The organism is Streptomyces sp. 150FB (genome assembly GCF_000818195.1).
GTDB lineage: Bacteria > Actinomycetota > Actinomycetes > Streptomycetales > Streptomycetaceae > Streptomyces.
The window spans coordinates 8,376,734-8,392,725 of the sequence record NZ_JTHL01000001.1; the positions used below are offsets into that span (position 1 = coordinate 8,376,734).

14 protein-coding genes are annotated in these 15,992 nt (G+C 69.8%); 7 read left to right on the plus strand and 7 right to left on the minus strand.

From position 1 onward, the window contains the following. Window positions 1–16 precede the first annotated feature (16 nt). Both QR77_RS35895 and QR77_RS35900 read right to left on the minus strand, forming a co-directional pair. Window positions 17–2,233 carry a family 16 glycoside hydrolase gene (locus QR77_RS35895; RefSeq protein ID WP_040026178.1) on the minus strand — a complete coding sequence of 739 codons (2,217 nt, stop codon included), beginning with the start codon at window positions 2,231–2,233 and terminating at the stop codon, window positions 17–19. Next, window positions 2,230–4,668 carry a ThuA domain-containing protein gene (locus QR77_RS35900; protein ID WP_052489306.1) on the minus strand — a complete coding sequence of 813 codons (2,439 nt, stop codon included), beginning with the start codon at window positions 4,666–4,668 and terminating at the stop codon, window positions 2,230–2,232. Before QR77_RS35900 ends, QR77_RS35895 begins: the two co-directional genes overlap by 4 nt. 253 nt (window positions 4,669–4,921) lie before the next feature. Here QR77_RS35900 and QR77_RS35905 point away from each other — a divergent pair, with 253 nt between their 5' ends. The 3 genes from QR77_RS35905 (at window position 4,922) to QR77_RS35915 (ending at window position 7,290) form a co-directional block, all read left to right on the plus strand. Then, window positions 4,922–6,007, plus strand: coding sequence for a multicopper oxidase domain-containing protein (locus QR77_RS35905; protein WP_052489801.1), 1,086 nt, complete (start codon window positions 4,922–4,924; stop codon window positions 6,005–6,007). A gap of 131 nt (window positions 6,008–6,138) precedes the next feature. Further along, window positions 6,139–6,933, plus strand: coding sequence for a VOC family protein (locus QR77_RS35910; RefSeq protein ID WP_040026179.1), 795 nt, complete (start codon window positions 6,139–6,141; stop codon window positions 6,931–6,933). An 84-nt stretch (window positions 6,934–7,017) separates the two neighbouring features. After that, a complete protein-coding gene (locus tag QR77_RS35915) occupies window positions 7,018–7,290 on the plus strand; it encodes a WhiB family transcriptional regulator (protein ID WP_040026180.1) in 273 nt (90 codons plus the stop codon). A gap of 70 nt (window positions 7,291–7,360) precedes the next feature. Here the strand turns inward: QR77_RS35915 and QR77_RS35920 are convergent, their stop codons facing one another. Next, window positions 7,361–8,281 carry a chitosanase gene (locus tag QR77_RS35920; RefSeq protein ID WP_040026181.1) on the minus strand — a complete coding sequence of 307 codons (921 nt, stop codon included), beginning with the start codon at window positions 8,279–8,281 and terminating at the stop codon, window positions 7,361–7,363. A gap of 56 nt (window positions 8,282–8,337) precedes the next feature. Then, complete coding sequence (locus tag QR77_RS35925) at window positions 8,338–9,312, minus strand: acyl-ACP desaturase (RefSeq protein ID WP_040026182.1); 975 nt, start codon at window positions 9,310–9,312, stop codon at window positions 8,338–8,340. A 200-nt stretch (window positions 9,313–9,512) separates the two neighbouring features. Between QR77_RS35925 and QR77_RS35930 the strand changes: the two genes are divergently transcribed. Then, a complete protein-coding gene (locus tag QR77_RS35930) occupies window positions 9,513–10,376 on the plus strand; it encodes an alpha/beta fold hydrolase (RefSeq protein ID WP_040026183.1) in 864 nt (287 codons plus the stop codon). Window positions 10,377–10,396: 20 nt separating this feature from the next. On the opposite strand, the gene QR77_RS35935 is transcribed toward QR77_RS35930, so the two are convergent. After that, a complete protein-coding gene (locus QR77_RS35935) occupies window positions 10,397–10,813 on the minus strand; it encodes an SsgA family sporulation/cell division regulator (RefSeq protein WP_040026184.1) in 417 nt (138 codons plus the stop codon). Window positions 10,814–11,009: 196 nt separating this feature from the next. Here QR77_RS35935 and QR77_RS35940 point away from each other — a divergent pair, with 196 nt between their 5' ends. After that, window positions 11,010–12,143, plus strand: coding sequence for an oxidoreductase (locus QR77_RS35940; protein WP_173476397.1), 1,134 nt, complete (start codon window positions 11,010–11,012; stop codon window positions 12,141–12,143). Window positions 12,144–12,192: 49 nt separating this feature from the next. Here QR77_RS35940 and QR77_RS35945 read toward each other — a convergent pair whose 3' ends face one another. Then, entirely contained in the window at window positions 12,193–12,492 is a 300-nt protein-coding gene (locus QR77_RS35945) for a YciI family protein (protein WP_040026185.1), read from the minus strand. Between the two features lie 234 nt (window positions 12,493–12,726). Between QR77_RS35945 and QR77_RS35950 the strand changes: the two genes are divergently transcribed. Next, window positions 12,727–13,407 (plus strand): endonuclease V, encoded by a 681-nt coding sequence (locus tag QR77_RS35950; RefSeq protein ID WP_040026186.1) that lies wholly within the window; start codon window positions 12,727–12,729, stop codon window positions 13,405–13,407. A 43-nt stretch (window positions 13,408–13,450) separates the two neighbouring features. Here QR77_RS35950 and QR77_RS35955 read toward each other — a convergent pair whose 3' ends face one another. After that, entirely contained in the window at window positions 13,451–14,641 is a 1,191-nt protein-coding gene (locus tag QR77_RS35955) for a saccharopine dehydrogenase NADP-binding domain-containing protein (RefSeq protein ID WP_040026187.1), read from the minus strand. Between the two features lie 220 nt (window positions 14,642–14,861). Between QR77_RS35955 and QR77_RS35960 the strand changes: the two genes are divergently transcribed. Beyond that, window positions 14,862–15,986 (plus strand): CaiB/BaiF CoA-transferase family protein, encoded by a 1,125-nt coding sequence (locus tag QR77_RS35960; RefSeq protein WP_052489307.1) that lies wholly within the window; start codon window positions 14,862–14,864, stop codon window positions 15,984–15,986. The last annotated feature ends 6 nt before the right edge of the window (window positions 15,987–15,992 follow it).

A 15,992-nucleotide genomic window follows, 5' to 3' on the forward strand; every position in this document is an offset into this window, starting at 1 on the left:
CGTAACTGCCTTGCGGTTAAAGCTCCTTGATGCGGACATCCCGGTACGAGACCAGGTCCGACGTGCTGTGGACCTGGAGCCCGACGTAGCCGGACGCCCACCTGCGGCCGTCCGTGCCCGGGTCACCGGCACGCGGGGGATCGAAGACCTGACCCCCGTTGTTGTCGAACTCGTTGATCAGGACACCGTTGCGCAGGATCTTGAAGTGCTGGTCGACCACGCGGATCTCGTAGTCGTTCCAGGTGCCCTTCGGTGTCACCTGCGCGCCGGCCAGACCCACACGGTCGAAGCCGTAGACCGAGCCGGTCTTGTACATGTCGCCGCTCGGGCTGTCGAAGATCTGGATCTCATGCCCGTAGTTGATGGCGACCCACTCGGGGCGGGACTCCTCCGGGTTGTTGTGCGGGTTGGGGAAGCGGACGAACACGCCGCCGTTGGAGTTGTACGTGCCCGCGCCGTCGTCCCGGAACTGGAGCTTCAGGGAGAAGTTCTCGTACGTGCGCTCCGGGTACCACTGCATGCCCAGGCCGTTGCCGACGGTGCTGCTGCTCTTCATCACACCGTCGTCGGTGAGATCGAACGCACCGCCGCCGACATGCTCCCACTTGTCGAAGGACGCCTGGGTGCCGTCGAAGATCGTCTTGTAGCCCTTGGTCTGGCCGGGAAGCCCGATCTTCGACTGCTTGGCAGCCTTGTTGATCTTCTTGAACTCGCGCTGGTCGATGACGTTGCCGGCGAGGAGCTTGTCGGTGACCCCGTCGACGTGCTTGAGGAAGAGGGCCTGTGAGGTCCACTCCTTCTCGTCCTCGATCAGCTCGTTGATGGTGCAGCGGTTGGGCGTGATCCGGTTCGGCACACCCGTGTCGACCGTACCGACGATGACCGTCAGCCGTTCGTCGAACTCCGCGCAGGGCGGCGGGGGAACACCGCCGCCCGAGGCGACGGAGAACGAGACCTCCTTGGCCTCCGAGGTGTTGCCGGCCTTGTCGGTCGCACGGTGGGCGAGCGTGTGCGCGCCGACCCGGTCGACGATGACGGGCGTGGTGTACGCCAGGTAGGGACCGGCGTCGAGCGAGTACTCGACCTTGTCCACACCCGAGTCGTCATCGGTGGCCGCGAGCGTCACCTTGGCGCTGGTGATGTACGCGCCGTTGCTGTTCTTGTCGCCGGTCACGGCCGCCGTGCTGACGGGCGCGGTCGTGTCCTCGGCGGGCGCCTCGACGACGGTGAAGGCGACGGACTTCTCGGCCGCCGCGTTCCCCGCCTTGTCGGTGGCGCGGTAGCGGACGGTCTGCGCCCCGACGTCGTGGACCATCACCGGAGCGGTGTACGGCTGCCACGCGCCGCCGGCGCCGATCGCGTACTCGATGGTGTTGACGCCCGAGCCGGTGTCGGAGGCGGTCACGGTGACCGTGGCCATCGTGAGGTAGTTGCCCGCCTCGTCCTTCTCACCACTGACGGTCGCCGAGGTCTCCGGCGCCGTCGTGTCGTCGGTCGGCGGCGCCACGACGGTGAAGTCGAGTGACTTCTCCGCCGCCACATTGCCGGCGGTGTCGGTGGCCCGGTAGCGGACCGTCTGATCGCCGACCTGGTCGACGACCACCCCGGTGGTGTACGGCTGCCAGGCGCCGTCCGCCCCGACGGCGTACTCGATGCTCTTCACACCGGAGCCGCCCTCTTCGTCGGTCGCCGTGACGGTGACCGTCGCGGCGCCCACGTACGCGCCGTCCGCGTTCTGCTGTCCCTCGGCCTTGGCCGAGGTGACGGGGGCTGTGGTGTCCGTACCGCCGTCACCGCCGTCGGTCACGGTCAGTACGCCGGTCATCATGATGTGGCCCGGCATGGAGCAGAAGAAGCGGTACTTGCCCGGCGTCAGAGTGACCTCGGCGGTGTGCTTGCCGCCCGTGTCGTCACCCGGGTTGGCCAGGATGTTCAGCGGTACGTCGTTGTTGTACTGGGGGTCCGACACGTCGAACGTCAACGTGTGCGGCATCCCCGTGGTGTTGCCGGTGGCCGCGCTGTTCTCGAAGACGATGGTCGTGGCACCGGCCACCGCCGTGGTGGGGAAGCTGAGGAAGTGGTCGGTGGGGTCGCCCGCCGTCCAGGTGAGTGTCTGGGCGGCAGCCGCCTTGCTGTCGTCGGTACGTCCGTAGGCGGCCGTCGAGGTCAGCCCCAGCACCAGCAGCAACGCGCCCACCAGGGACGCCCACAGGCGTAGAGGTCGCTGTCTCACTTCGCTGCCTTCCTGACCAGGTCCTTGGCGGCCGGGGTCGGCGCGCCACCCTTGTACGTCACGCGCCACAGCGCTGACTGGGCGTCGGAGGTGAAGAAGCCGCGCCCGTAGTCGAGGACGTAGAGCGAGCCGTCCGGGGCGAACTTCCAGTCCATCAGGTTGCGGATACCGCCGTCACCGATCGGAATGATCTTCCGCAGTGAGTCGGCGTGGATGGGCAGGCCGCCGGCGCCCGCGTTGGCGGGGTTCATCTGGACGGCGTGGCGCGGGTTGGACGCGTCGTAGAAGTCGGCGACGAACCACTTGCCGTCCCAGTACTCGGGCCACTTGACGTCGCTCTTGACCGTCGGGTCGAACCGGTAGACCGGTCCGTCCATGGTCGCCTGGCCGCCACCCTTGAGCCACGGCAGCAGGTAGGTCGACTGCTTGACGTCGTAGCTCGGAACGCCGTCGGCGTTCCGCGGGTAGTCGGGGGCGCCGCCCTGCGGCGAGTACCAGATGTTGTTGGCCTCGGCCGGCGGGATGTTCACCAGGCCGTCGTTGTTGGGCGACTCGTTCTTCAGGTGGTCGCAGTCGTACCAGCCGAGCGGCTTCGTCGGGTCCGGCAGGTTGCGGTCACGGAAGGGCTGCTTGTTGCCCATGCAGTACGGCCAGCCGCGGTTGCTCGCGTGGTCGATGACCGCGAAGGTGTCGTACTTCGCCGGACCCCACGTGGTGCTGGGGTCGTTGGCGTCCGGGCCGACCCAACCGGCGTACAGCACGTCGGTCTTGGGGTCGATGGAGATACGGGACGGGTTACGGACACCCATCGCGTAGATCTCGCCGCGGGTCTTGCCGCCGCCCTCGGCCGTCTCCTTGCCGGTGAAGAGGTTGCCCTCCGGCAGCGAGTACGTGCCGTCCTGCTCCGGGTGGATGCGCAGGATCTTGCCGTTGAGGTTGTTGGTGTTGCCTGCCGTGCGGCGCGCGTCGGCGAACGAGACACCCTTGTAGTTGGGCTGCGGGTTGTTGCCCGAGTAACCGTCGCTGAAGCCGGACGAGTTGTTGTCGCCGACCGCGACGTACAGGTTGCCCTTCGAGTCGAAGGCCATCCCGCCGCCCGCGTGGCAGCAACTGTGGATCTGCATCGGCCACTGGAGGAGGACCTTCTCGGAGGTCATCTCCACCTTGTTGGTGGTCGAGTTGAGGGTGAAGCGCGAGATGCGCCGCTTGCCCATCTGGGTGTCCCGGTTGATCTCCGAGTGCGGCGACCAGTAGACGTAGATCCAGCCGTTGGACTCGAAGTCGGGGTCGAGCGTGATGCCGAGAAGACCTTCCTCGGTCTTGTTCAGCTCGTCACCGCCGCCCCTGTTGCCGAAGATGGTCAGGGACCCGGCGAGGGCCGTCTTCTTCGTCTTCGGGTCGTAGATGTAGATGGTGCCCTGGCCCTTGCCCACGTTCGGGTCGGCCCAGTCGGTCACCACGGGGTCGGTGTTCGTGCCGCCGCCGCGCCCGATGTAGAGGACACGTCCGTCGGGCGCGATCGTCAGGCCGTGCGGCTCGGCGATCTGGTCCTGCTTGCCCGGCTGGTTCGGCTGGGTGACGCGCTCCGCCGTGTAGTTGGCGTCGATCGTCGCCTTGCAGTCGGCACGCGAGATCCGGGTCGTCCATTCGAGGGCGCCGCGCAGGTGGTCGCGGAAGTCCGCTTCCCCGAACGAGTCGGCCGTACCGCCCATACCGGTGTAGAAGGACCGGCCGCCGTCGTAGTCACGGCACCAGGAGATCGGGTGGTCGGCGCCGTTGGCGCCGGCGCCCGGCTTGTAGGTGCTCTCCCGCACGCTGGCCACGGTGTGCACCGAGCCACTGGGGTTGGTGGCCCAGTTGAACCAGGTGTCGGGCCGCTTCCACTCCAGCGGGAGATTCTTGGTGGCCGGGTTGATCCGGTCGGCGACCTCGACGGTCGCGCGCTGCACGTTCGTCGGACTCGTGTCGGCCGGGCGGGCCCCGATGAGGCCCGTGAACCAGTCGGAGTACGGCTCGGTGCGGGCGGCGTCATGGATGCCGAGGAAGCCGCCGCCCGCCTTGACGTACGACTCCAGGCCGGCTTCCTGGTCGGGGTCGAGCACATCGCCGCCGCCGGTGAGGAAGACGACCGCGTTGTACTTGCCGAGCTTGGTGGCGTTGGTGAAGACCGAGCCGTCGGCCGTGGCCTCGGTCTTGAATCGTTTCGCGGCCGGACCCGACTGGCCGATGGCCTCGATCGCCTCGATGCCGGCGTTGACGGCCGGCGTCTCGTCGGTGTCCGAGGCCGTGAAGACGAGCACCTTGACGTTCTCGCCGCCGGGCGGCGACGGAAGAGCCAGTGCGGTCGCCGAAGGCTCCGGATACGGCTTGGCCACGGCGGCGGTCCCGCCCAGCAGTGACGCGGCCATGGCTCCCGTCACCAGGGCCACGGTCATCCCACGCCTGGATCTCGACCGGTGATGTGGTGCGCGCTGCATGTGTTCACCCACCCCTCTTTGGTCACAGCAACAGCCTGGAAGCTAGACCCCTTTCCGTGACTCGCCAATAGGTATGACTCGAATGGCGCCAACTTTGTCCTGAGTGTGGATAAACGAAGATCTCTGGTCTACCGTGTGGCCGTCCGGGGTGTCATGCACCTTGCAAGGTGCCCCGTAATCTCCGCACGGGACTTGGGGAGTTGGTATGGCCATGGACAGAAGGAGCTTCAACCGGCGCTTGCTGGCCGGTGGCGCCGTCGCGACCGGGGTCACCTCAATGGCGGTCGCCTCGGCCCCTGCGGCGACCTCGGCGGAGGCCCCGCCGAAGACCGCGCCGGCGGGCGGGCAGGTACGCCACATCACCCTGTTCGCCGAGACGCTCGCCGACGGCTCGATGGGCTACGGCCTGGAGAAGGGCAAGGCCAGCACCCCCGGGCCGCTGATCGAGCTGACCGAGGGCGACACCCTCCACATCGACTTCGAGAACACGACCGCCGGCGAGGTCAGCCTCCACGCGCACGGCGTGGACTACGACGTCGCCAGCGACGGCACCAGGATGAACAAGAGCATCGTGGAGCCTGGCGGCAAGCGCACGTATACCTGGCGCACCCACCTCCCCGGCAAGCGGGCCGACGGCACCTGGCAGCCGGGCAGTGCGGGCTACTGGCACTACCACGACCATGTCGTCGGCACGGATCACGGCACCGGAGGCATCCGCAAGGGCCTCTACGGTCCCCTGGTGGTCCGCAGGAAGGGCGACATCCTGCCCGACAAGCAGTTCACCATCGTCTTCAACGATCTCCAGATCAACAACAAGCCGGCCGCCGAGACACCGAATTTCGAAGCCACGGTCGGCGACCGCGTCGAGATCATCATGATCACGCACGGTGAGTACTACCACACGTTCCATGTGCACGGTCACCGCTGGGCGGACAACAGGACGGGCCTGCTCACCGGCCCCGACGACCCCAGCAGGGTCATCGACACCAAGATCGTGGGGCCGGCGGACTCGTTCGGTTTCCAGGTCATCGCGGGCGAACATGTCGGCGCCGGTGCGTGGATGTACCACTGCCATGTGCAGAGCCACTCCGACATGGGCATGGCGGGGCTGCTGCTGGTGGCGAAGCCGGACGGCACCATCCCCGGGTACGAGCCGCATCACCCCGACCCGGCGGCGGCGAAGAAGGCGGAGAAGACGGCCAAGGAGACCGCCAAGCCCATGGGCGCCATGGGCGCGACGGACGACGGCACGGCGGGAATGGACGGCATGGATGGCATGGCCGGCATGAAGCACTGAGGCCGCCCGGCCGAGGGGCATGGGCAGGGGAGCATGGGGGCGGGGCCCTGGCGGGTCTTCTGCGGCGACGCCCTATCCGGTGGAGACTGGTGAGGAGCAGGAGAAAACGGGCTTCCACGAAGGGGCACACCATGCTCACCACCCGTTATGTCACCGGCTCCCCGAACTGGATCGACGTCGGCACACCCGACATGGAGGGGGCCACCGCCTTCTACCAAGGCCTCTTCGGCTGGCAGTTCCAGACAGCCGGGCCCGACGCCGGCGGCTACGGCATGATGCAGAAGGACGGCGGGACCGTCGCCGGCGCCATGACCGTACCGCCCGACCAGTCCTCGGCCGCCTGGTCGGTGTACTTCCAGACCGGGGACGCCGACGCCACCGCCAAGGTTGTCCAACTCGGCGGCGGAAAAGTTGAGTTGGCACCGGTGGACGTCATGGACATGGGCCGGACGGCGGTCTTCGCCGATCCGGAGGGCGCCAGGTTCGCCGTCTGGCAGCCCGGCACCAACAAAGGCCTCGATGTCGTCGGCGACCCGGGCAGCCTCTGCTGGGCCGAGCTGTACACCCCGGACGAGGTCGCGGCGACCGGCTTCTACGGCTCCGTCTTCGGCTGGGAGACGAACACCATGCCGATGCCGGACGGCGAGAGCACGTACCGCTTGGTCAACCCCACCGGACAGGGCCCGGACGGGATGTTCGCCGGGCTCGTACCGATCGGCTCCGATCCGACAGAAACCGGCAGCGCGCCGTACTGGCTCCTGTACTTCGCCGTCGAGGACTGCGACGCTGCTGTGGCAAGGGCGCGGAGTCTGGGCGGGAGCGTACGGGCGGAGCCGGTGCACGTCGAAGGTGTCGGCAGGTTCGCCAAGCTCGCCGATCCCTACGGGGCGCCGTTCGCGGTCATGCAGGGCGAGGATCTCGGCTGAGCGCAGGGGCGCGTGCCAAGCTGTGGCAAGGCCGTTGCAGTCTCATCAATCGAATGTTTATCGCGGCGGGGCACGCTGTCAGGCATGCCGATCAACATCAGCACCCGCATCGCCGAGACGTCCCACCGCACCGAGGACGCGCTCTCCTGGCAGGAGAGCGCGCTGTGCGCCCAGACCGGGCCCGAGTTCTTCTTCCCGGCCCCCGGCTCCTCCACCCGCGAGGCCAAACGGCTGTGCGGCGCCTGCGAGGGGCGGGAGGCGTGCCTCGCCTACGCCCTTGAGCACGACGAGCGCTTCGGCGTGTGGGGCGGGCTTTCGGAGAAGGAGCGGCAGCGTCTGCGGCGCAACGGGAACTGACGCCCGCGTACGCCCCGCGCGCACCGACGTCTCGTGCGTACCGACGTCTCGTGCGTACGTCCCGCGCCGCTCAGAGCGCGGTGATCCGGAAGGTCTCCCCGTACATCTGCCAGGTCAGCGGCAGATCGAGGGCCAGGTTGCCGTCCCGCAGGAAGACCCGCTGAGCGGTGTCGACGCGGGAGGAATCGCGCTGCGCGTTGTTGAGCTTCGTCTTCATCACGGCCCGGCCCGCGTCCAGGAACGCGTTCAGATACGCCTCCTCGTCACCGCCCTCCGCAGCCGTCCTCGCCTTCTTCGTAGCGGCGTCGCGGATGCCGTAGAAGCCGTCCGGGTCGAGCCCGGGGCCGTGCAGCACCATCGCGTCGTAGTAGACGAACTGTCCGAGTGTGCCCAGCCCGTCGGCCTTGGCCAGCTTCACGGCCGGATCGAAGTAGAGCCGGTCGCGGGTGCTGTCCTGCTCGGCGCGGAACGCGGGGTCCTCGGCCGCACGCGCCCAGGCGTCCCGGAACCCGGGGTCCAGCCCCTGGTGCGAATCGGTTCCGTTCACCTCACGCAGCGCGGGCAGATAGCCGGCGAGCGGATTGCCGGGGTGCTTGCCGGTGTACGACTCGACGAGCTGCAGCATGTCGTCGGTGCCGGAGCAGAAGCCGATGACACCGGCCGTGTAGCCGTTGCCGTCGCCGATGTCCTCGATCGCGCCGTACTGGCTCCGCCAGTCCAGAGTGGAACTCTCCGCGCTGGCCACGAGCCGCGCGGCGATCTCCTTCTTGCCCGGTGCGGCGAGCCCCGGCGGCATCTTCCTGACGCGCTGTTCCAGTTCCGCCCTGTCGTCCGCACCCCCGGAGGCGAGCGGGTCGCTCGCGCCGCCGTGCCCGGGATACGAGGGCGGGTGGTCGGCGAGAGCGCCGGAGTCGCCGCCGCCACCGAAGACCACGGCGGCGACGACGACCAGAGGCGCGCCGATGAGAAGGAGACGGGTGACGGGCTTCACCCGGCACAGCGTACGGCGCACCGGCGCGCCCCGATGGTGACTGCTGAAAGACGGCGTCAGCCGGCGAGACGGGCGGCCATCCGCGCCTTGCGGGCGGCCAGCTTCTCGTCGAACGTACGCGCCTCGCTGTCCAGGCCGTTCATGTACATGCCCAGCTCTTCCTGTGCCCGCAGCCCCTCCGGACCGAGCCCGTCGATCTCCAGGACCTTGAGGTAGCGCAGCACCGGCTGGAGCACGTCGTCGTGGTGGATGCGCATGTTGTAGATCTCGCCTATGGCCATTTGCGCGGCGGCACGCTCGAAGCCGGGGATGCCGTGGCCGGGCATCCGGAAGTCCACGACGACATCGCGTACGCACTTCATGGTCAGGTCGGGGGCGAGCTGGAAAGCGGCCCCCAGCAGATTCCGGTAGAAGACCATGTGCAGGTTCTCGTCGGTGGAGATCCGCGCCAGCAGCCGGTCGCAGACCGGATCGCCGGACTGATGCCCGGTGTTGCGGTGCGAGACCCGGGTCGCCAGCTCCTGGAAGGTGACGTACGTGACCGTGTGCAGCATCGACTGGCTGTTGTCGGACTCGTACCCCTCCGACATGTGGGACATCCGGAACCGCTCCAGCTTGTCCGGGTCGACGGCGCGGGCGGCGAGCAGATAGTCGCGCAGCACGATGCCGTGCCGGCCTTCCTCGGCGGTCCAGCGGTGCACCCAGGTGCCCCAGGCGCCGTCGCGGCCGAAGAGTGCGGCGATCTCGTGGTGGTAACTGGGGAGGTTGTCCTCGGTGAGGAGGTTGACCACGAGCGCGGTCTTGCCGATCTCGGTGACCTTGGACTGCTGGGGGTCCCAGGCCTCGCCGTTGTCGAAGATGCCCGGGAAATTGCGGCCGTCGGACCACGGCACGTACTCGTGCGGCATCCAGTCCTTGGCGACGCCGAGATGGCGGTTCAGTTCCTTCTCCACCACCTCTTCCAGCGCGTACAGCAGTCGGGCGTCTGTCCACGCCTCCGAACTGCTCCGGTGGGGAGAGGTGAGCGTCACGGGTACTCCTGGGGACGGGAGAGTTGTACCTACGGATTCGTAGGTTACGAAACCGTAGGTTAAAGCCGCCGTAAGCCTCTGGCCAAGCCCGTGGAGGGAACAAGGAACCGCCGCTTCCGCTCCCGGCGGGCCGATCGAAGATCCAATACCATCCCCGAAAGGGATGAAAAGCGTATCTTTAGGTTGAAGCTGGAGTGGTCATGCCCTCACTTGCCCCACCCCCGATCGTGTTGCTCCCCGGCTTCTGGCACGGCACCTGGTGCTGGGCCCCGGTCGCCGCCGAACTGGCCGCGCGCGGCAGGTCGTCGGTGGCCGTCGACCTGGCGGGGCACGGGCTGCACGCCAGACGTCCGTCCACGGTCCGGGAACGTCCCTTCAGCACGGAGGAGTTCGCCACCGAGCACTCGCCGGTGGGCCATGTCTCGCTGGAGGACGCCGCCGAACTGCTGGTGTCCCAGATCAAGAAGGTGGGCGCGGGGCGGCCCTGTGTCCTGGTGGCGCACAGCATGAGCGGTACGGTCGCGGGCCGCGCCGCCGAGCAGGCGCCCGGGCTGATCTCCCACCTGGTGTACGTCTGCGCCTTCATGCCCGCGACTGCCACCCCAGCCGCCGGCTACCTCGACGCACCGGAGAACGACGGAGCCCTGGTGGGCGGCCTGCTCCTGGCCGACCCCGCCGAGGTCGGCGCCCTGCGGCTCGATCCCGCGTCCCCGGACCCCGACTACCGGGGACTGCTGCGCCACACGTTCTACAACGACCTCGACCCGGTCACGGCCGACGCGTCGATCGCGCTGCTGAGCTGCGACGCCCCCGCGCGTATCGCGGGCGGCGCCACCGCTCTCACCGCGCAGGGCTGGGGATCGGTGCCCCGTACGTACGTATGTACCGGACGGGACAATGTCTGCCGCCCCGCGCTCCAGCGGCGCTTCATCGCCGAGGCCGACGCGGCCTTTCCCGGCAACCGCACGCACGTCGCCCAACTCGACGCGTCGCACTCGCCGTTCCTGTCGATGCCCGGCGCGCTCGCCGGGATCGTCGCGAACGCGAGCTGCGGGCCGGTGTAAGTGCGCGCCGGGGAGGCGCTTCAGCAGGCGTCGCGCAGCAGTTCGTCGAGATCGTGGTCCAGATTCAGATAGAGATGCTCGCGCCCCGCCGGGACCAGCCCCTGCACCCGCTCCAGGAAGCGGCGCAGCTCCGACGTGCGCAGGTGCACCATCGCCGTCCCCTCGGGGGCGTGGAACTCGACGACGGTCCTGCCGTAGCCGAAGGGCCGTACGCGCACATCGCCCACACCGGCGGGCTCGTCCACCCCCAGCGCCAGCAACTCCCGGGAGAACTCCCAGGTCACCTCGGTGCCCTCCAGCGTCGCCAGGGGAGGGAACGCCATATGTACGGTAAACGGGTCCGTCCGGTCGTAGCGCAGCGTCGCCGGGACGCTCTCCATCCGGGGGACGGACGCGACCAGGCGGGCCTGAACGGCCTGCTCGATGACAGGTGACATGGCCTGTACCCCTTCGACTTCGACGGACCAGTTTCGCCAGTGGTCCTCCGCTACTTGTTAAGACGAAGGAAAGGCCCTTTCCGTGCACCCCGGGGGTGCGTGAGGTGTGTCACCGTCGAAGCGGGAACCGAACGGCGGGCCCCGAACGTCTGGACGGGGCACGGCCGGTGGGTTAGCTTCCAGCGCCATGAGGCCCATGGGAAAACTGAGATCAGTGGTGCGTGCGGGACTGGCCGTGGGGGCGTGCGGGGCGGCGCTCGCCCTGGCGATGAGCACGGCCGTACCGGCGAACGCTGAGGCCCACGCCAAGTCCACGCCGGAGGCGAAGCCCGTGCCCGACACGAAGTCCGGCGCGTACAGCCCGCGCTGGCACCTCACCGACACCGGCACCGACGCCAGGTTCCGCGGTCTCGCCGCGGTGAGCCGGAAGGCCGCGTGGGTCGCCGGCACCGGGGGTACGGTGCTGCGCACCGCCGACGGCGGCCGTACCTGGCGCGACGTCTCGCCGCCCGCGGCTTCCGGTCTTGAGTTCCGCGACATCGAGGCGTTCGACGGGCGGCGCGCCGTGGCTCTGGCCATCGGCGAGGGCGAGGCGTCGAGGATCTTCCGGACGGAGAACGGCGGGGCGAGCTGGACCGAGTCCTTCCGCAACACCGATCCCAGCGCGTTCTACGACTGCGTCACCTTCTTCGACAGCCGCAACGGGCTCGCCATGAGCGACCCCGTGGACGGCAAGTACCGCATCCTGTCGACCGGCGACGGCGGCGCGTCCTGGAAAGTGCTGCCCGACGCCGGGATGCCCGCCGCGCTGCCGGGCGAGGCGGGCTTCGCCGCCAGCGGCCAGTGCCTGGTCAGCTCAGGGCCCAGGGATGTCTGGCTGGCGACCGGCGGCGGCGCGACCGCGCGCGTGCTGCACTCCTCGGACCGGGGAGTGCACTGGACGGCCTCCGAGTCGACGATCCCGGCGGGAGACCCGGCGCGCGGAGTCTTCGCGCTCGCCTTCCGCGACCGGACGCACGGGATCGCGGTCGGCGGTGACTTCGGGGCCGGACAGCCGTCCCCGAAGGCCGCCGCGGTCAGCGGCGACGCGGGCCGCACCTGGACGCAGGCGAAGAACCCGCCCGCCGCCTACCGCTCCGGGGTGGCCTGGCTGGCGCACAGCCGTACGACGGCGCTCGCCGTCGGCCCCACCGGGACCGACCTGACCACGGACGGCGGGCGCGACTGGCGCACGGTGGACACCGGTTCGTACGACACCGTCGACTGCACCCCGGACCTCGGGTGCTGGGCGGCGGGCGAGCAGGGCCGCGTGGCGCGGCTGGGGTTCTAGCGACAGGGACCGTCGCCGGCGCCCGCGCCGGGAAGCGCGTCGCCCGCGCTCAGCCCCGTACCCGCTGGCGGTACGGGGCCAGCGCGGGCGCGGTCTTCGTCGCCGTGAACTCGGTGATCCGGTACGCGCAGACGCCGCCGGTGACGAAGGGGTCGGTCGCCGTGAGCCGTTCGATGTGTGCCCGGTCCTCGCCGACCGCCAGGATCACCCCGCCGTCGCGCGGGTTCTTACGGCCCGACGCGATGAAGACGCCGGACTCGTACCCCGCGTCCAGCCAGGTCACATGGGCGTCGAGCAGTTGGTCGACGTGCTCGACGGGGGCGGTGTAGGTCAGCTCGAGTATGAACATGAACCCCACGCTATCCATGATCCCCGGCTGTCGCGCGGTCGTACGGACGGGCCCTGAGGGCTGTCCCGCAATCCCCGGCGGGCGCACGAAGACAGCTACGGCACCTCGCCGCGTTGTCGGATCGCCCGAATACGCCCAGTATGAGGACGACCCTCCGCCTTGCGATGCACCGCATCTGACGCCGCGCGCTGATCCACCGGGGATTACGGGACAGCCCTTAGGCTGGCACCCACCATGACCATGATGAAGATCCCCGCCGACGAGGCCGAAGCGCGCGCGATCCAGGACGAGTTGCGTGCGCGAGTGGTGCTGGACGAGCCCGGCCCGCCGCCCGGTACGGGGCTGGTGACCGGGGTCGACGTGGCGTACGACGACGAGCGCGACGTCGTCGCCGCTGCCGCCGTCACGCTCGACGCGGCGACCCTCGCCGTGGTCGGCGAGGCCACCGCCGTCGGCCGGATCGCCTTCCCCTACGTCCCCGGCCTGCTGGCCTTCCGCGAGATCCCGACCGTGCTGACGGCGCTCGACTCGCTCACCGGGGACCCGGGCCTGATCGTCTGCGACGGCTACGGCAGGGCGCACCCGCGCCGCTTCGGGCTCGCCAGCCACCTCGGCGTCCTCACCGGGCTTCAGGTGATCGGTGTGGCCAAGAACCCGTTCACCTTCTCGTACGACGAGCCGGGCCCCCTGCGCGGTGACTCCTCGCCGCTGGTGGCGGGCGACGGCGAGGAGGTCGGCCGGGCGCTGCGTACCCAGCCGGGCGTCAAGCCCGTGTTCGTGTCGGTCGGCCACCGGGTCGATCTCGCCAACGCCTGTGCCCACACCCTGCTGCTCGCCCGCGACTACCGCCTCCCCGAATCCACCCGCAGGGCCGACGCGCTGTGCAGGCGGGCGCTGCGCGCGGCGATCGCCTGAACGGGAGCCTGTCGTACGGGCGTTGAGCGCGCCCGGCGGCCGCTCAGCGCGCGTCCACGACGCGGAAGCGCAACCCCGCCCGCTGAAGCCGCGCCAGCAGCGCTTCGCCCATCGCCACCGCCGTCGTGACCTGCCCCGAGGTCTCGGGCAGATCGTCGTACACCAGCGAGAGCACCGTGTGCGACAGCATCTTCGACGTCTCGTCGTAGCCCGGGTCGCCGCCCGAGACCTCGGTGAACACCCGGCGTCCGCCGCCCGAGCCGACGAAGCGCACCGCGAACCAGCTCGCCCGCCTGCGCTCGGCGTCCGGGCCCTCGCCCGACCCGTACCGACCGAGCAACCAGCGCCGGGCAGGCGGCAGTTGGGCCACGGCGAGCAAGGCCCCCGCCGCCAGCGGCGCCCCGATCGCCAACGGCGTCGAGCGGATACCGGCGAAGGCCCGGTAGCGGAAGTCCGGGCCGTACCGGCCGAGGGCCGCCGCCGAGCGCGCCACGATCTGCGGGTCGAGCGTCGGCAGCGGCAGCGCCCAGAGCCCGGTCTCCTTGCTGAAGTGGGGTGCGCCGAAGGCCGCTTGGGCCCGGCGGTCGACCAACCGGGGCTCGTGCAGCCGCCGTTCCTTCGCCGCCCGCGTCATCTGCGGACCCCGGCTCATGGCATTCGCCGTGGAGGCGAACGTCCCGCCGGAGAAGTAGGCGTTGGTGCGGACGAAGGCGTCCACGCGCAGCGGTACGTCCTCGGGCAACTGCGCCACGGTGAAGTAGGCACCGAGGTCCTGCGGTACGCAGTCGAAGGCGCAGGAGTGCAGCAGCCGCGCCCCCGTCTCGCGCGCCCGGGCGTCGTACCGGACGTACATCCGGTCCACGAACTCCGACTCGCCGCACAGGTCCGCGTAATCCGTGCCCGCCTCGGCGCAGGCGGCGACCAGCTCCTCGCCGTACCAGAGGTAGGGGCCGACCGTGGAAGCGACCACATGGGCGGACTCGGCCAGCGTCCGCAGCGCGGCGGTGTCCGTCGCTTCGGCGTGCAGCAGCGGGAGCGTGGCGCAGGCGGGGGAGATCTCGCAGAGGCTTTCCCGGAGCTTCTCAAGCCGCCCGAGGTCGCGGCCGGCGAGCGCCCAGCGGCAGTCGTCGGGCGCGTGCGCGGCGAGATACTCGGCGGTGAGCCTCCCGACGAACCCCGTCGCGCCGTAGAGCACGAGGTCGTACGGACGCCGCTCCCCGTTTTTCCTGATCATTGACCCTCCGTCATTGATCCCGGGGCAACTGGCCCCGGGCTGATACCACGTCGTGTCGGTGGCTGAGGCTAGCGTGAGGGTCGGTTCGGCCGGGAACGTAACCTCGTAACGACAGAGAGCTGAGCGCTTGCTTGCCACGATCTTGTGGGCGGCGGGGCGCGTTGCTGGCATCATCACATCGTGCTGTTCACAGCACGTGCGTCACAGTTCGAGGAGCTCCATGGCAGGGACAGGGAACGGCCCGCTGAGCGGTGTCCGGGTGGTCGAGCTGGCGGGGATCGGACCAGGCCCGTTCGCCGCCATGCTGCTGGCCGACCTCGGCGCCGACGTCGTACGGATCGACCGGCCGGGCGGCGCCGGGCTGGGCATCACCCCGGAGTACGACCTCACCAACCGCAACAAGCGGTCCGTACTGATCGACATCAAGGCGCCGGACGGGCCCGCGCGCGTACTCGATCTGGTCGAGCGCGCCGATGTGCTCATCGAGGGGTACCGCCCCGGCGTCACCAAACGGCTCGGCATCGGCCCCGAGGAGTGCCTCGGCCGCAACCCGAAACTGGTCTACGGCCGGATGACCGGCTGGGGCCAGGACGGACCGCTCGCGGCGACGGCAGGCCACGACATCGCCTACATCGCCCTCGCGGGACCGCTCTCGATGATCGGCCAGGCCGGCGAGCCGCCGGCGATCCCGGCGAATCTGGTCGGCGACTACGCGGGCGGCTCCCTCTATCTGGTGGTCGGCGTGCTCGCCGCACTCCAGCACGCGCGCACCCCCGGCGGCGCGGGACAGGTCGTCGACGCGGCGATCGTCGACGGCGCCGCCCATCTCACCACCATGATCCACGCGATGATGGCGGCGGGCGGCTGGCAGGACAGGCGCGGCGCCAACCTGCTGGACGGCGCCAGCCCCTTCTACGGCTCGTACGCGACCGCCGACGGCGAATACATGGCCGTCGGGGCGCTGGAGCAACGGTTCTACAACGAGTTCATCGAGCTGCTCGGCATCAAGGACGAGGTCCCGGCCCGGAAGGACTTCGCGCGCTGGGAGGAGCTGCGGACCGCCGTCGCCGCGCGCTTCAAGGAGAAGACCCGGCAGGAGTGGACCGAGGTGTTCGACGGGTCGGACGCCTGCGTCGCCCCCGTACTCTCGCTGCGCGAGGCCCCCGCCCACCCCCATCTCGCGGCGCGCGGCACCTTCACCGAACACGCCGGAGTGACCCAGCCCGCGCCCGCGCCGCGCTTCTCCGCCACGCCCACCTCCGTACGGAGCGCGCCGCCGCTGCCGGGCGCCGACACGGCGGAGATCGCCCGCGACTGGGACGTACCGAGCATCGCCACCGGCTGAGCAGCC

Bases quoted from the DNA above. Each gene is read 5' to 3' on its own strand.
- QR77_RS35900 (WP_052489306.1), bottom strand. From the start codon at position 4,668: ATGACCGTGGCCCTGGTGACGGGAGCCATGGCCGCGTCACTGCTGGGC.
- QR77_RS35905 (WP_052489801.1), top strand. From the start codon at position 4,922: ATGGACAGAAGGAGCTTCAACCGGCGCTTGCTGGCCGGTGGCGCCGTC.
- QR77_RS35910 (WP_040026179.1), top strand. From the start codon at position 6,139: ATGCTCACCACCCGTTATGTCACCGGCTCCCCGAACTGGATCGACGTC.
- QR77_RS35915 (WP_040026180.1), top strand. From the start codon at position 7,018: ATGCCGATCAACATCAGCACCCGCATCGCCGAGACGTCCCACCGCACC.
- QR77_RS35930 (WP_040026183.1), top strand. From the start codon at position 9,513: ATGCCCTCACTTGCCCCACCCCCGATCGTGTTGCTCCCCGGCTTCTGG.
- QR77_RS35935 (WP_040026184.1), bottom strand. From the start codon at position 10,813: ATGTCACCTGTCATCGAGCAGGCCGTTCAGGCCCGCCTGGTCGCGTCC.
- QR77_RS35940 (WP_173476397.1), top strand. From the start codon at position 11,010: ATGGGAAAACTGAGATCAGTGGTGCGTGCGGGACTGGCCGTGGGGGCG.
- QR77_RS35945 (WP_040026185.1), bottom strand. From the start codon at position 12,492: ATGTTCATACTCGAGCTGACCTACACCGCCCCCGTCGAGCACGTCGAC.
- QR77_RS35950 (WP_040026186.1), top strand. From the start codon at position 12,727: ATGACCATGATGAAGATCCCCGCCGACGAGGCCGAAGCGCGCGCGATC.
- QR77_RS35955 (WP_040026187.1), bottom strand. From the start codon at position 14,641: ATGATCAGGAAAAACGGGGAGCGGCGTCCGTACGACCTCGTGCTCTAC.
- QR77_RS35960 (WP_052489307.1), top strand. From the start codon at position 14,862: ATGGCAGGGACAGGGAACGGCCCGCTGAGCGGTGTCCGGGTGGTCGAG.